Source organism: Alloalcanivorax balearicus MACL04 (assembly GCF_025532145.1).
GTDB classification, from domain to species: domain Bacteria; phylum Pseudomonadota; class Gammaproteobacteria; order Pseudomonadales; family Alcanivoracaceae; genus Alloalcanivorax; species Alloalcanivorax balearicus.
The window spans coordinates 219,346-233,995 of the sequence record NZ_ARXS01000001.1 but is presented as its reverse complement, the minus strand read 5'-3'; the positions used below and the strand labels follow the sequence as shown (position 1 = coordinate 233,995).

At 61.5% G+C, this 14,650-nt stretch carries 10 protein-coding genes; 4 read left to right on the top strand and 6 right to left on the bottom strand.

Features of this window, described 5'->3' with window-relative positions:
* Positions 1-48: 48 nt before the first annotated feature.
* Positions 49-972, bottom strand: a complete 924-nt coding sequence (locus tag MA04_RS01110; protein ID WP_163124966.1) for a transporter — start codon at positions 970-972, stop codon at positions 49-51.
* A gap of 284 nt (positions 973-1,256) precedes the next feature.
* On the opposite strand from MA04_RS01110, the gene MA04_RS01105 reads away from it, so the two are divergent.
* A complete protein-coding gene (locus MA04_RS01105; protein WP_262459176.1) occupies positions 1,257-3,143 on the top strand; it encodes a sigma-54-dependent Fis family transcriptional regulator in 1,887 nt (628 codons plus the stop codon).
* Positions 3,144-3,653: 510 nt separating this feature from the next.
* Here the strand turns inward: MA04_RS01105 and MA04_RS01100 are convergent.
* Positions 3,654-4,496: a metal-dependent hydrolase gene (locus tag MA04_RS01100; protein ID WP_262459175.1), complete on the bottom strand. Its 843-nt coding sequence runs from the start codon at positions 4,494-4,496 to the stop codon at positions 3,654-3,656.
* Between the two features lie 136 nt (positions 4,497-4,632).
* Between MA04_RS01100 and MA04_RS01095 the strand changes: the two genes are divergently transcribed.
* Positions 4,633-5,589, top strand: a complete 957-nt coding sequence (locus tag MA04_RS01095; RefSeq protein WP_262459174.1) for a hypothetical protein — start codon at positions 4,633-4,635, stop codon at positions 5,587-5,589.
* A gap of 30 nt (positions 5,590-5,619) precedes the next feature.
* Here the strand turns inward: MA04_RS01095 and MA04_RS01090 are convergent, their stop codons facing one another.
* The gene (locus tag MA04_RS01090; RefSeq protein ID WP_262459173.1) at positions 5,620-8,490 is read right to left on the bottom strand and encodes an EAL domain-containing protein; all 2,871 of its coding nucleotides are present in this window, start codon (positions 8,488-8,490) and stop codon (positions 5,620-5,622) included.
* Between the two features lie 167 nt (positions 8,491-8,657).
* Between MA04_RS01090 and uvrD the strand changes: the two genes are divergently transcribed.
* Both uvrD and MA04_RS01080 read left to right on the top strand, forming a co-directional pair.
* On the top strand, positions 8,658-10,820 hold the full coding sequence (gene uvrD, locus MA04_RS01085; RefSeq protein WP_262459172.1) for a DNA helicase II: 2,163 nt from the start codon (positions 8,658-8,660) through the stop codon (positions 10,818-10,820).
* Positions 10,821-10,966: 146 nt separating this feature from the next.
* Positions 10,967-12,097 (top strand): TRAP transporter substrate-binding protein, encoded by a 1,131-nt coding sequence (locus MA04_RS01080; RefSeq protein ID WP_163124974.1) that lies wholly within the window; start codon positions 10,967-10,969, stop codon positions 12,095-12,097.
* 164 nt (positions 12,098-12,261) lie between these two features.
* Here MA04_RS01080 and MA04_RS01075 read toward each other — a convergent pair whose 3' ends face one another.
* Genes MA04_RS01075 through MA04_RS01065 form a run of 3 tightly spaced genes read right to left on the bottom strand, consistent with a single transcriptional unit; the run spans position 12,262 to position 14,595 of the window.
* A complete protein-coding gene (locus MA04_RS01075) occupies positions 12,262-12,654 on the bottom strand; it encodes an acyl-CoA thioesterase (RefSeq protein WP_014996682.1) in 393 nt (130 codons plus the stop codon).
* A gap of 4 nt (positions 12,655-12,658) precedes the next feature.
* The gene (locus MA04_RS01070; protein WP_262459168.1) at positions 12,659-14,041 is read right to left on the bottom strand and encodes a TRAP transporter large permease; all 1,383 of its coding nucleotides are present in this window, start codon (positions 14,039-14,041) and stop codon (positions 12,659-12,661) included.
* The gene (locus tag MA04_RS01065) at positions 14,032-14,595 is read right to left on the bottom strand and encodes a TRAP transporter small permease subunit (protein ID WP_229682908.1); all 564 of its coding nucleotides are present in this window, start codon (positions 14,593-14,595) and stop codon (positions 14,032-14,034) included. The genes MA04_RS01070 and MA04_RS01065 overlap by 10 nt, the downstream gene beginning before the upstream one ends.
* Between the last annotated feature and the right edge of the window lie 55 nt (positions 14,596-14,650).

Here is a 14,650-nt window from a genome sequence, read left to right as displayed (position 1 = left end):
ACGCTGCCTGTGAACGCACCGGTGCCATGGCACCGGCGACGCTACTGATCAGAATGCCTTGAGAATTCTCAGGTTGAAACGATTGTTTTCCTTGAAGCCATTTTCCACGGAAAGATCACGCCCATAATTCGCCAGCAACTGCACGGAAGGCGTGACGAACCAGCCGCTGCCGATGGTCATCTTGGTGGTTCTGGCGCGATCATCCTGGTCGGTACCGTTGATTTCGGTTTCTCCGCCGAAGGTATGGGAGAGCCCGGCGCGCAGATCCAGATTTTCACGCAGTTGATAGCGCAGGAAAGTTTGTACCTGGAATAGGGGATCTTGCTTAAGCGTGTCCTTGTTGGCTCCGAAATCGTCATTTTTACCGTGCACGGTGACGTCGGCGGCGATGTCGAGGAACACCTTCTCGGTGAGACCGGTGATGTAGCCCGCCTGCAGGGCGAACTTCCAGCGGTTCTCGCCAAGATTAAGCGCATCGTCGTGATCATAGGTGCCGGTAGGCACATAAACAAAGGGTGTAATACCGAAGTAGGTGTTGGTTTCGGGTTTGTTCACCAACCAGACCGTGGCGGCGAGAATCAGATCGCCAAGGCCATCGGCGTCACCCAGTGATTTGGTGTCGTCCTTGCCTTCCAAATGACCGAAGGGAAGCAGAAACTGGGGATCAACGATGTAATCGCCAATTTGGGTAAAGTGAACGCCGCGCAGAATGCCAACGTGGGATTCGAGTCCGGCATCGATCGGTACCCGGTCGCCATCGCTGTAGAGTCGGTCCCGATCAGCGTACTGGTAGTAGACCATGGCGAGATTGGTGCCCGCGGGCAGGGCGGTGTAGTCGCCGGCGTCCACGTCCACCGCATGGCTTTGCCCGGTCACGGTAAAGAGTGCGCCGGTCAGTAGTGAAAAGGCAGCCTTGTTTTCCAGTATTTTTAGTTTTCGCAAAGCGGCTTTCAGGTTTTTCTTGTCGCTCATGAAATCGGTTCCTTGTTGCTGTTATTCGATAGAAAGCGTATTGGAAAAAGTGAAGTCCTCGAATGCGGGCCGGTACCCTCGGCGAAACGTCACCGCATTGTTGTATTGCAGAGGGCGTGCCATACTTGTTTTTTTGGAAAAATTAAAAAAATATTGTGGATTATCAGGTATTTGAGGTGTCATGGAGAGCACCCGGCGGTAGTCACCGGGAAGACGGGTGTATCGTTTTGAGACAGTGCTGAATACCGGCTGTATAACAACAAAACAGGAATCCGGAGAGGGCTATGCAAATTAACCCGTTCGACTTCGATCGCCGCGTTCAAGAAGCCAGACGATTATTCGAGGAAGGCCGGGATGTGCCTCCCCAGTTATTGGACGATTCGGTGGTGCGCTCCTGGCAGCGCTCGCGCCACCACGGTTTGTGCCCCGAGGACCGGGTTATTTTTAATGTTGTTTCCCGTAATGACGTGCGCCGCATTGGTGAGCATCACCATCTGCTGCTGGATGACGTAGCGCCGGAAATGGAACTCTTGTTCCATTCACTGGGGCGCGCCAACTGGATCCTGGCCTGTATCGAGGCCGGCGGCGTGGTGATTCATGCCCTGGGTAACGATAACCCGGCTTGTCGTGATCTGGCTCCGGCATTGCGCGTCGGTGTCAATTTGAATGAATCCGTGGCTGGCACCAATGGTCCGGGATGCGCGTTGGCGGAAGGGCGCCCCTCGGTGGTATGCGGCAGTGAGCATTTCCTCGATGAAGCCCGTGTGTTCGCCTGTGCCGCCGTGCCGCTTCGTGATCCTTACGGCGAGTTGGTGGCGGTGCTGGACGCTTCCCGGCGTCATGGCGGCCACCGCATCGGCATTCTGGAACCGGTGGCGCTCGCCGTGCGGGCAATTGAAAACCGCATGATGCGGCGCATTGGCGGCGAGTTACGGCTGGCGCTTCATTATCGTCCGGAACTGACCGATTCGCCGATGCGCGGGCTGTTGCACTTTGACGGTGACGGCCGTCTGCTGGGCGCCAACCCGGTGGCTCGTCAGATGCTCGATCTCCCCGTGGGTGACGGTGATGGGCGGCTGTGTTTTGAGTCGCTGTTCGAGGGGAGCATGGAGCGCGTCCGGGCCGCCAGGGACATGCCGGTGGCACTTTCCTGTCACGGCGGCCTGCAGTTGTTCTGTCGGTTGGAGGGGCGGCGACCGGTCCGATTCAATGGCTTCTCCCCGCCGGACTCACCGCCGGCGCGTCAACAAGATCCACAAGCGCCGTTCCATGGCGATCCCGGTGTTACCGGCTTGTTGCGCCAGGCCCAGCGGGCTTTTCACCATGATCTGCCGGTCTTGTTGCGGGGTGAGACCGGTACCGGCAAGGAGGTGATGGCGCGCTGGCTGCATCGTTCCGGGCCGCGCGCCGAAGGGCCTTTCGTGGCGGTGAACTGCTCGTCGATCCCCGCCGGCCTGATCGAATCCGAGCTGTTTGGCTACGAAGGCGGCGCTTTCACCGGTGCGCGCAAAGGCGGGATGCCCGGTAAATTTGAACAAGCCGATGGCGGCACACTGTTTCTGGATGAAATCGGCGACATGCCGCTGGAATTACAGGCGCGTCTTTTGCGGGTACTGCAGGAACGAGAGGTCACCCGGTTGGGAGCTACCCGTGGTATAGCGGTGCAGTGCTCATTGATTTGCGCCACTCACCGGGACTTGGAACAACGGGTGGCGGAAGGGCTGTTCCGTGAAGACCTGTTGTATCGCATCAATGGTTTGCAGATGCCGCTGCCGCCGCTGCGCCAGCGCCAGGATTTCGACGATCTGGTGCGGCATCTGCTGGCCAGGGAGGCGGGAGAGGAGGCGCCACCGGTGCTGTCCGAGGCAGCCTGGGCGGCCCTGCGTGGCCACTCCTGGCCGGGTAATATTCGCGAGCTGCAACAGGCCCTGAAGTTGGCGGTGGCGTTATCCGAGAATGGAGCGGTGACGGTGGAGCATCTGCCGGCTTCGCTGCAGGCGTTGTCCGCGCCGTTATCAACACGCTCTTCAGGCACCTTGCAACGTGCCGAATGTGAAACGGTGCGGGTGGCGTTGGCGCGACACAAAGGCAATGTTTCCGCCGCCGCGAAGGATCTCGGCATCGCCCGGGCGACGCTATACCGGAAAATGCGGCAGTTCGGTCTGGATTGAGCAAGGGCGGATGTAAATCCAGCCTGAATCGGCCCGAAGGGTGGCCGCCATGGATGGGGCGGTTCACTCGAAACGGGTCTGCATGGAAGCCTTCCGGGATCGCTGTAAATACATCCCTGTAAGCTCCCGGTTTGACGTCCCTGTCAAACAGGGTCCCGTAAGGCCTCCATGCAGACCCGTTTCGAGTGAACCGCCGCGTTCCGGACTCCAACGACGACGGACCTTTCTGGAGAGGGAAGAGGATCCCCTCCATCCCGAAGGCTGGTTTACTTGTGGTGGACAGGGCATCCTTTCCCTTTCCAGAAACGGCCGTCTGGCACCTCGAAGCGGAGCCGTGTTACGCCTTTGCGGAACCTGCTTCACGACGTTCCCGCAAAGGCGTAACACGGCTCTGCTGTCCCTGATGGAGGGTAAGGCCGTTTCCCTCTAAACCGCGATGAACCATAAAAAAGCCGGCGGGGGAGCCGGCACAAGGCAGAGCCGCCCTAGGGCGGCCAAAAGGGGATGGGATCAGGCGGCGTCGGTGAGGACGTCACCGAGCAGTTCCTCGAACTGCTCCAGATACTGCCGATTGTCGTGGTCCCACGGGTGGAAACCCGGTTTGAACCAGTCCAGCCAGGCCTTGGTGGTATAGCGGAAGATGCCTTTCTTGCCCAGACTGTGACGCAGCACCGAGCGCCAGCCCTTGGCGTCGAACAGACCGCCGGTAACGCGTACGTTATGCGCGTAGAACGGCAGGAACAGGGCAAAGAACACGGCGGTGGAGATTACCAGGGTGGAGGTCCGCAGGGCGTAGGCGGACAGACGGTCGTCGGTACCCACCGCCAGCTGGTAGACGTCAAAAGCCACCGCTTTGTGTTCGGTCTCTTCCAGGGCATGCCAATTCCAAATGGCCTTGTAGCCGTCGTCCGCACCCTCCATGATTTCCGGCAGGCTGAGCAGCCCGTCGGCGAGAATCGCGGTAAGGTGTTCCAGGGCCACCGTGCCGGCCAACTGGAAGGACTGAGGCGTGCGCTTCTGGATTTGCGTAAGCAGCGCTTCGACCAGCCGCTCCTGGGCTTTCAGGGGAACACCGGCGTTGGCCACATGGTCGTTGTACTCATCATGTTCGCGGCCGTGCATGGCTTCCTGGCCGATAAAGGCGGTCACTGCCTTTTTCAGCTCGGGATCCTGAACCAGCTCCCGGTAATTGCGGACGCTGTCTATGAAAAAGCGTTCACCAACCGGGAAAAACAGGCTCATGGTGTTAAGAAACTGACTGACATTGAGGCCGTCACGATGCCAGGTGAGGGCCTTCGCCGGGTCCAGCTTGAAACGCAGGTTACGGCGCGTCGGCAGAATTGAGATGGCCATAATCACGTACCTCTAATGAATGTTACATCACTCGATGATACAGTTGGCCGGGCCATCAGCAAGGCACTTCTAACAATAGGGTTATGTCGTGACGGACAATAGACAAATTAAGGCAAATTGTTTACTTGATGCCCTGGTGGCGCATTTCCAGCGTACCTTGGCGCCGGAGCAGCTGAACGTCTGGCTGGAGCAGGAGCTCGATTACCTGCTGGCCGAAGCCGGTCGGCTGCGTTTGGGAGAGGTAGTGACCCCGGAACAGGTGATCGATACCGCGCACAAGTACGCGGCCACCATGGAACTGGGCGGCGGGGTGCCGGAACTGGTCGGCGAAATGATGGAGCGCCTGTATCAGAGCGGTACCGACAGTGATCGGCTGATCGGGGAACTGGTGGACGAGGACACCATCACCGCCACCGTGGACAAGCTGCTGGAAGTGCCGTTGTCCCGCCAGGGGATCACCTGGCTCAGCCACAACCCGGTGTTGCTGGCGCTATTGGCCGGCGGTACTCAACTGGGTGTCAAAACCTGGCTGCATCAGGGGATACCCGAGGCGGTGCGGGGGATGCTGGGGCGCCGTGTGCCGGAGCGTTGGCGCGCCACCGCGGAGCTGCGCCTGCAGGACTGGCTGATGCGACGGATGGAAGCGTTGCTCAGCGACCCCTGGCTCTACAGCGGCGAGAATCTGGCCTCGCTGCGGGAACTGATTCTGGATGGCTGGCGTGAATTGTCCGAACGTCCGGTGGCGGAGCTGAGGGAACTGCTGAGCAGCGAAGATATTCAGGAACTGTTCGTGATCGGCTATGACTTCTGGCGGCAGTTCCGGCACAGCGATTATTTCACCACCCTGTTGAGCGAGGGCGTACACACCTTCTTCGACAAATACGGAGACAGTTCCCTGCTGGAATTGCTCGAGGAAGTGGGGATCGACCGTGAAACCATGCTGGACGATGCCCGTCGCTTCGCCCCGGGCGTGGTGCGGGTGTTGCGCGATAACGGCATGCTGGAGGCCTGGCTGCGCCGTCATCTGACGCCGTTCTTCGAAGCGCCGGAAACCCTGGCGATATTGGGTGACGAGCCGCCGGCCATTGATTGAACCGAAGCGCGGTCCGCGGGCCACGCCGAGCTAAAGCATCCGCCGCGGGGAGAGGTTGTGCTGGTCGCGCAGCATCTCCCGGATCTTGTCCTCTTCCACCGGCCGGCTGATCAGGAAACCCTGAATGCCGTCACACCCCATGGCACGCAGAATCTCCAGGTGCTGTGCGGTCTCCACCCCTTCCGCCACCACACTCATGTTGAGGCTGTGCGCCATTTCGATAATGGCGCGGGTGATGGCGGCATCGTCCGCGTTCTGGGTCAGATCGGTAATGAAGGAACGATCGATCTTCAATGTGTCCACCGGGAAGCGCTTGAGGTAACTGAGCGAAGAATAACCGGTGCCGAAATCGTCCAGCGACAAACCAATCCCCCGTGAGCGCAGCCGTTCCAGCAGAGCGATATTCTGCTCCAGGTCCTCCATGATCAGGCTTTCGGTGAGTTCCAGTTCCAGCAGGCGGGCGGGCAGGCCGGTGAGTTCGAGAATGCGGTCGATGACGTCGGCCAGATTGCCCTTACGGAATTGATGGGCGGACAGGTTCACCGATACCCGGATATCCCCCAGTCCTTGTTTATGCCATTGGCGCGCCTGGCGGCAGGAGCGCTCCAGCACCAGCTCGCCGATGGCGGAGATCAGGCCGGACTCCTCCGCCAAGGGGATGAACTCCGACGGCGGCAACAGCCCCATGCTCGGGTGCTGCCAGCGCACCAGCGCTTCCACCGAGGAGACGGCATTGCTGGCCAGATCCATTTTCGGCTGGTAGTGGACCACGAACTCATTTTTGAAGATGGCCTTGCGCAGGCTGGTTTCCAGCGCCAGTTGCTCCACCGACGCCACCTGCATGCCACTGCGGTAGAACTGGTAATTGTTCCCGCCGCTGCGTTTGGCCTGATGCACCGCCATGTCGGCCTGGTTGATCATCGGCTGGGCATCCATGGCGGTGGACGGGAACAGACTGATGCCGATACTGGCGCCCAGCAGCAGCTCGTGGCTGTCGATCAGGAACGGCTTCTTCATCGCGTTGATGATCTTCTGGCACAGAGCGCCGATTTGCGGCTCCCCGCCGCAGTTGTCCAGCACCAGGGCGAATTCGTCGCCGCCGACCCGGGCCAGACTCTCCTCTCCGGGGCCGCAGTGGGAGATGCGGTCGGCGGCCAGTTTCAGCAGACGATCACCGATTTCGTGGCCGAGCGATTCGTTGATGGGCTTGAAGCGGTCCAGATCGATCATCAGCAACGCCACCCGGGAACGATTGAGGCGGCCCAGGGTGAGCGCCTTGTGCAGCCGCTCGCGGAACAGGGTGCGATTGGGCAGGCCGGTGAGGCGGTCGTAGTTGGAGAGGAAGCGGACCCGCTCCTCCGCCTCCTTGCGGGAGGTCAGATCGGAAATCATGCCGACATAGCGGATCACCCGCTGACGTTCATCGAGCACGCTGCTGATCTGCACCCACTCGGGAAAGATTTCGCCATTGCGCCGGCGGCCGGTGATTTCCCCTTCCCAGAAGCCGTTGCGGCGCAGCCCCACGCGAATGGTGTGGTAGAGATTGCTGTGACGGCGGGCATGTTCGCTGTCAGCGATGCTCTTGCCGTTCATTTCTTCCTCGCGATAGCCGGTGATCTGCTCGAAGCGGGCGTTGGCGGCGAGGAAGCGGAACTGCCGGTCGAGGATGAAGATGCCCTCCGGTGCGTTCTCGAAGACGGTGGCGGCCAGGCGTTGCTGTTCCTGGGCTTCGCGTTGAGAGGTGATATCACGGCGGGTGCCGATCATGCGGATGGCACGGCCGTTGTCGTCCCACTCCACCACGCGGCCGTCGTCCTCCAGCCAGCACCAGTGCCCCTGCTTGTGGCGCAACCGGTAAATGGCGTGATAGCGGTCGGTCTCACCCTTGAAGTGGGCGACCATGCCGCGGCGGATGGTGGGGAAGTCGTCCGGATGGACCAGCTGTTTGAGATCACCGAAGAAATTGCCGAAGTACTCGTTCTCGTAGCCGAGCAGCCGGTCAAAATTGGTGTGGTAGTTGGAGCCGGTGGTCAGGTTCCAGTCCCACAGACCGATATTGCTGGCCTCCAGCGCCAGCTCCAGGCGCTCGCCGGTGGCGGTAAGTTCCCGGTTGGCCACTTCCAGCGCCCGGGTACGTTCGCTGACCATGGATTCGAGCCGGTCATTGGCCTCCTGCAGACGCCGCCGTGCCTCCTTCCGCTCACAAATCTCCTCGGCCAGCTTTTCGTTCAGCGCCTCGGCGTTGGCGCGGGCCCGGTCCAGGTAATCGATCAGGGCGGTGTTGCTGATCTGCAGGTCCAGGGCGCGGTGAGAGGTGCTGTTGATGTAACGGGCGGTGAGAAACAGAAAACCGGCGATGGCGAGCAGGGTGGTGGCCAGGGCCGGATTGTCCGGTTGTGTCAGCAGCAATTGGGTAAAGGCGGGGGTCAGCAGCAGCGCCTGATAGCTCACCACGGTGAACAAATGGCTGCTGTAGGCGGCCAGTGCCACGATGCCCAGGCCGATGCCCAGGCAGCCCAGAGTCAGCTGCGCATAGAACAGGGATTCGTCCGGCGTGGTGGACTGCAGGTTCAGCAGCAAACCGCCGAGCCCCAGCAACAGACCGGAAATCAGCACGAACAGCGAGATGTAACGGCGCAGTTGGCGGTGATCGGTATCGTCTTCCAGGTCCCAGGATTGCAGCCACAGGATGCGCGCCGCTATGAAGGTCAGTGTCAACGCCGCCCATCCCAGCAGCAATAGCAGGGACACCGGCGTGGCCCAATAGGCCGCCAGGGTGACCAGCACGGTGGCCGCTTCCAGCATGCTCATGCCACGTAAGCCGGCGCTCAGGTGGCGGCATTGGGCACGCATCACCGCATGGCGGGAATGATCCATATGTTGCTGAGATGACGTAGACACGGACTCGGGTTCCAGGCTCGTGGACGGCCTTTTTGTTTTGCAGTTTACCCACGCCGGTGCGGGAAAGGAAACCACGGAAGGGGCACCGGGCGTGCGATTGGTCACGGATGCGTCGATTGCTGCAAAGCCAGCGCCGGCTTTCGCTGGTTCTGATAAACTCCGGGCCCATGGATGACGTAACCACACTTCTTGAAGGCCTCAACCCGGCCCAACGCGACGCGGTCGCCGCGGAAGACCGCCATTTGCTGGTGTTGGCCGGCGCCGGCTCCGGTAAGACCCGCGTGCTGGTGCACCGCATCGCCTGGCAGATCGCCACCGAACAGGCTTCGCCTTTCGGCATTCTCGCGGTCACCTTCACCAATAAGGCGGCGGCGGAAATGCGCGGCCGTATCGAACAACTGCTGGCCATGCCCGCCGGTGGGATGTGGGTGGGCACCTTCCACGGCATCGCTCACCGCCTGCTGCGCTCGCACTGGCAGGAGGCGCGCTTGCCCCAGAGTTTCGAGATCATCGACGCCGATGACCAGCAGCGGCTGGTGAAGCGGGTGATCCGTGAGTTGGGGCTGGATGAGCAGCGCTGGCCGGCACGCCAGGCCACCTGGTTCATTAACGGCCAGAAGGACGAAGGGCTGCGCGCGGCGCATATGGATGTCAGCGGCGGCGATCTGTTCGCGGTGACCATGCAGAAGATCTACCTGGCCTATGAGGAAGCCTGTGAGCGGGCCGGCCTGGTGGACTTCAATGAAATGCTGCTGCGGGTGTTGGAGTTGTTTCGCGACAATGATGACCTGCGCGGCCACTACCAGCGCCGTTTCCGCCATATCCTGGTGGATGAATTCCAGGACACCAACGCCATCCAATACGCCTGGCTGCGGTTGCTGGCCGATGAGCATAACGCGGTCACCATCGTCGGCGACGACGACCAGTCCATCTACGGCTGGCGCGGTGCCAAGATCGAGAACATTCATCGCTTCAGTCGCGATTTCCCGGACACCCGGGTGATCCGTCTGGAGCAGAACTATCGCTCCACCAGCACCATTCTGGAAGCGGCCAACGCGGTGATCGACAACAACCCGGACCGTCTCGGCAAGCAGCTGTGGACCGAGGACGGCAAGGGGGACCCGATTCGCCTCTATGCCGGTTTCAACGAGGTGGACGAAGCCCGTTTCATCGCCGGCAAAGTGGAAAGCCTGGTGCAGCAAGGTACCAATCGCAATGATATGGCGGTGCTGTACCGTTCCAATGCGCAGTCCCGGGTATTGGAAGAGGCGTTCCTGCAGGCCGGCATTCCGTATCGTATTTACGGTGGCCAGCGCTTCTTCGAGCGGGCTGAAATCCGTAACGCCCTGGCTTATTTGCGGTTACTCAACAATCGGCAGGCGGATGCCGCCTTCGAGCGGGTGGTGAACACCCCGACCCGGGGCATTGGCAATAAGACTCTGGAGGCGGTACGCGAGCAGGCCCGCCTGCGCGGTATCCCGCTCTGGGACGCGGCGGTGGCTATCGTCAACGAACGCCTGCTCAGCCCCCGGGCCAGCAACGCGCTGCTGGCGTTCCTGCAGTTGGTGGATCAACTGGCGGCACAGACCGAAGCGCTGGATCTGGCCGAGACCACGGAACACGTGATCGCCGCCAGCGGCCTGCTCGACTTCCATGGTCAGGAAAAAGGGGACAAAGGCCAGCAGCGGGTGGAAAACCTGCAGGAGCTGGTCTCCGCCACGCGCCAGTTTGGTGAAGGTGACGAGGAGTCCGATCTGGACCCGCTCACCGCCTTCCTCGATCACGCCGCCCTGGAGGCCGGTGACGGCCAGGCGGAGGCGTTCGAGGATGCGGTGCAGATGATGACCCTGCACTCCGCCAAGGGGCTGGAGTTTCCGGTGGTGTTCATCACCGGCCTGGAAGAAGGGCTGTTCCCTCATCAGATGTCCTCTGAGGAGCCCGGCCGGCTGGCCGAGGAGCGGAGGCTCTGTTACGTGGGGCTGACTCGGGCGATGCGCGAGCTGTATCTGACCTACGCCGAGAGTCGGCGCCTGTTCGGCAACGAGACGCTCAATCCGCCCAGCCGCTTTCTGCGTGAGATTCCCGGTGAGTTGGTGGAGGAAGTGCGGGTGCGGGCGGCAGTGAGCCGGCCGGTGGGCCGCCGCGGCACGGTGCGTCAGGAGGAAGCCAACGGCATCGGCCTGGGCGCGCGAGTGGTGCATCCCAAATTCGGAGAAGGTACGGTATTGCACTTCGAAGGGCAGGGGCCCAACGCCCGCCTGCAAATCAACTTCGATGGCGTCGGGACCAAATGGCTGGTCAGCCAGTATGCCCGCCTGGACGTGCTGTAGAGGGACGTGCTGTAGATGGAAGTGTTGTAGCGGCCGCCGGGGTAGATAAAGGTCCCATGGACAGCGGTTCCGTAAAAAGAGATAAGATCAGTGCCCGGTAACGCCGGGCACATACTTACAACAACCCGAAGGGGAGAGACTTACCAATGGATCGTCGCAAATTCGTTTCCGCCCTGGGCCTGGGGCTGGGCGCCGCCGCCTTGGCGGGCTGTGGCCAGGAAGAAAAACCCGCCGCCAGTGATAACAGTGCCGCCGGTGAGAAGAAAGCCGAAGCGCTGAAATGGGATCTGGTTACCACCTGGCCGAAGAATTACCCCGGCCTCGGTACCGGTGCCAACCGCTTCGCCGAACGCGTCAATGCCATGTCCGGTGGCCGCTTGACCATCAAGGTGCACGGTGCCGGCGAACTGGTGCCCGCCACCGGAGTGTTTGACGCGGTCCGTTCCGGCAGTGCCCAGATGGGGCACTCCACGCCTTATTATTGGAAGGGCAAGCACCAGGCCATGCCCTTTTTTACCACCATTCCCTTTGGTCTGACCGCCTGGGAGATGAACGGCTGGCTCAACTTCGGCGGTGGCCAGGAGTTGTGGGAAGAACTGTACGAGCCGTTCAACCTGCAGCCGCTGGCTTGCGGTAACAGTGGCACGCAGATGGCCGGCTGGTTCAACAAGGAAATCAATTCCGTCGACGATCTCAAGGGGCTCAAGATCCGCATGCCCGGCCTGGCCGGCGAGGTGATCAAGCGCCTGGGGGCAATTCCGGTGCAAATGCCCGGCGGTGAGGTGTTCACCTCCCTGCAGACCGGCGCCCTGGATGCCGCGGACTGGGTCGGCCCCTATAACGACCTGGCCTTCGGTTTGTACAAGGTGGTCAAGTACTACTACTACCCGGGCTGGCAGGAGCCGGGTTCCGCATTGGAAGTGATCATCAACAAGGACGCCTGGAACAGCCTGCCGCAGGATTTGCAGCACATCGTCCGTTCCGCCGCGGAAGCGGAGAATCAGCACATCCTGGATGAGTTCACCGCCCGCAACGCCGATGCGCTCAAACAGCTGGTCAACGAGCATGGTGTGCAGTTGCGCCGCCTGCCGGACGACGTGCTGATGGCGCTGAAGGACACCAGTGATCAGGTGATTGAAGAGGTGATCGCCGGGGACGAACTGTCACGGCGCATTTATGAGTCGATCGTCGCTTTCCGCGATGCTTCCATGCCCTACCAGGAAGTCGCCGAACAGGCCATGCTCAACAGCCGCACGCTGGTGTTGAAGGACGCCTGACCGGCGGAATCTGCTCCTGCAATTGGAGCTACGAAGCCGCTGTGGGAGCTTGCCTGCAAGCGAATGGGGTGTCCTGCCTTCGGGATATTCGCTTGCAGGCAAGCTCCCACAGCGGCTTCTTGGCTATCTCCGAATTCATGTCCCCAAGGCCCGCGCCCCCTTCTCTAGCGAGGCACGGCCCGGGTACGGCCACTGTCGTCGATGGCGACAAAGGTGAAGTGCCCTTCGGTGACCTTGGCCAACTCCCCGGTATCTTCCCGAATCCACACTTCCACCTGGATCTGCATCGAACTGCGGCCAATATCCAGCAGTTGCGTGTAGCAGCTCACCACGGCGCCCACTGGCACCGGGCGCAGGAACGCCATGGAATCCACCGCCACGGTGGCGATGCGCCCCTTGGCGGTGGCGCGGGCGGTTACCGAACCGGCCAGGTCCATCTGGGACACCAGCCAGCCCCCGAAGATATCGCCGTTCCAGTTGGCGTTCTGCGGCATGGCAATGGTTTGCAGGGCCAGAGTGCCCTTGGGTTGAGGGATGTCGTCGCTGGGATCGGTCATCTTGTTATCCATATAGCAGGTGAGGCAGCCAGGTCGCCAGTTGAGGGAATAGCGCCAGGATACCGAGCATAATGATTTGGATGAAGACAAAGGGTACCACGCCCCGATAAATATGCGTGGTACGGACTTCCGGTGGCGCCACCCCTCGCAGATAGAACAAGGCTATTCCGAAGGGCGGCGTCAGGAAGGAGGTTTGCAGATTAAGGGCGATCATCACCCCCAACCAGATCGGGTCCAGTCCCATGCCCAGCAGGATCGGTCCGACGATCGGCACCACCACGAAGGTGATCTCGATGAAGTCGAGGATGAAGCCGAGCAGGAAGATGATCAGCATCACCATCACGGTGGCGCCGAGGACGCCGCCGGGCAGGGCGTCGAACAGATGTTGCACCGCCTCTTCACCGCCGAAGGCGCGGAACACCATGGTGAACAGACTGGCGCCGATCATGATCATGAACACCATGGCGGTGAGCCGGGCGGTGCCATGCACGGTCTCGCGTAAAATGGTGAAATTCAAATGCCGATTGGCGGCGGCCAGGATCAGGGTGCCGAAGGCGCCGACCCCGGCCGCCTCGGTGGGCGTGGCCAGTCCGGCCAGGATCGAGCCCAGCACGGCGAGAATCAGCAGCAGGGGCGGAATCAGGCCGCTCAGTGCCGCCATCAGACCGGTGCGGTCGTTGCCGTCCCCATCGTCGCGTTCCAGCGCCGGCACCTGTTCCGGTCGTAACAGGCTCACCGCCGTCATATAGATCAGGTAGAGCACCACCAGCACCAGCCCCGGAATCAGGGCACCGACGAACAGGTCGCCCACCGAAACCGTTTCCAGAGCCCAGGTGCCCTGACGCAACTGCGCCTCCTGGTAAGCGGTGGAGAGCACGTCGCCGAGCAGCACCAGGGCAATGGATGGCGGAATGATCTGACCCAGGGTGCCGGTGGCGCAGATCAGGCCGGTGGCCAGGGACGGCTGGTAGCCCCGGCGCAGCATGGTGGGCAGCGTTAGCAGGCCCATGGTGACCACGGTGGCGCCGACGATGCCGGTGCTGGCGGCGAGCAACGCCCCCACCAGAATGATGGAGAAGCCCAGGCCGCCGGGCAGCCGCCCGAACAGCAGGCCCATGCTGGCCAGCAGTTTTTCCGCCACCCTCGACTTTTCCAGCATCACGCCCATGAACACGAACAGCGGGACCGCGATCAGGGTGGTGTTGTTGATGATGCCGAACAGCCGGCCGGGCAGGAAGGTCAGGTCGTTTACCGAGACCAGGCCGGTGGCCAGGCCGCCGACGGCGAACAACAGAGCGACACCGCCGAGACAGAAGGCCACCGGGTAGCCGCTGAGCAGCACCAGACCCACCGCCAGGAACATGGAAAGCGGCAGAATCATGTCCATGGATGGGTCTCCTGGTCTTCGATGTCCACGGGTTGAGAGGCTCCGGCCAGGGTCATGGCGTGGCGCAGCAGATCCGCCACCGCCTGGATTCCCAGCAGTACGGGCATCACCAGCAGCAGACTCTTGAGTATGAAGACCAGGGGAAGGCCGCCATTGTCGGATTTCTCCAGGCCCGCCCAGCTGCGTACCACATAGTCCAGGCTCAACGCGAAAATCGCCACGCAGATGGGCAGCAGCAGGAAGAGCGTACCCAGCAGGTTCACCAGCGCCCGCCGGCGCGGGCCCCAGTGCTGATAGAGCACGTCCACCCGCACGTGTTCGTCCTGGGCCAGGGTGTAGCCGGCGCAGAGCATGAACACCGCGCCATGCAAATAAGTGATGCTTTCCTGCAGCGCGATGTTGCCGATGCCGAATCCGTAGCGCATTACCACCACCAGCACCATCAGGAATACCATAAGCAGGGCGCACCAGGACACGGCTCTGCCGACGACGCAGGTCAGATGGTGCAGGGCCCGCTGGAAATGGGCCAGTCTCGGGGAATGAAGGACGGTCACGTTGTTATGTCACTGATCAAGAATTCGGCGGCGATTATACGGATCAGGCCGCTCC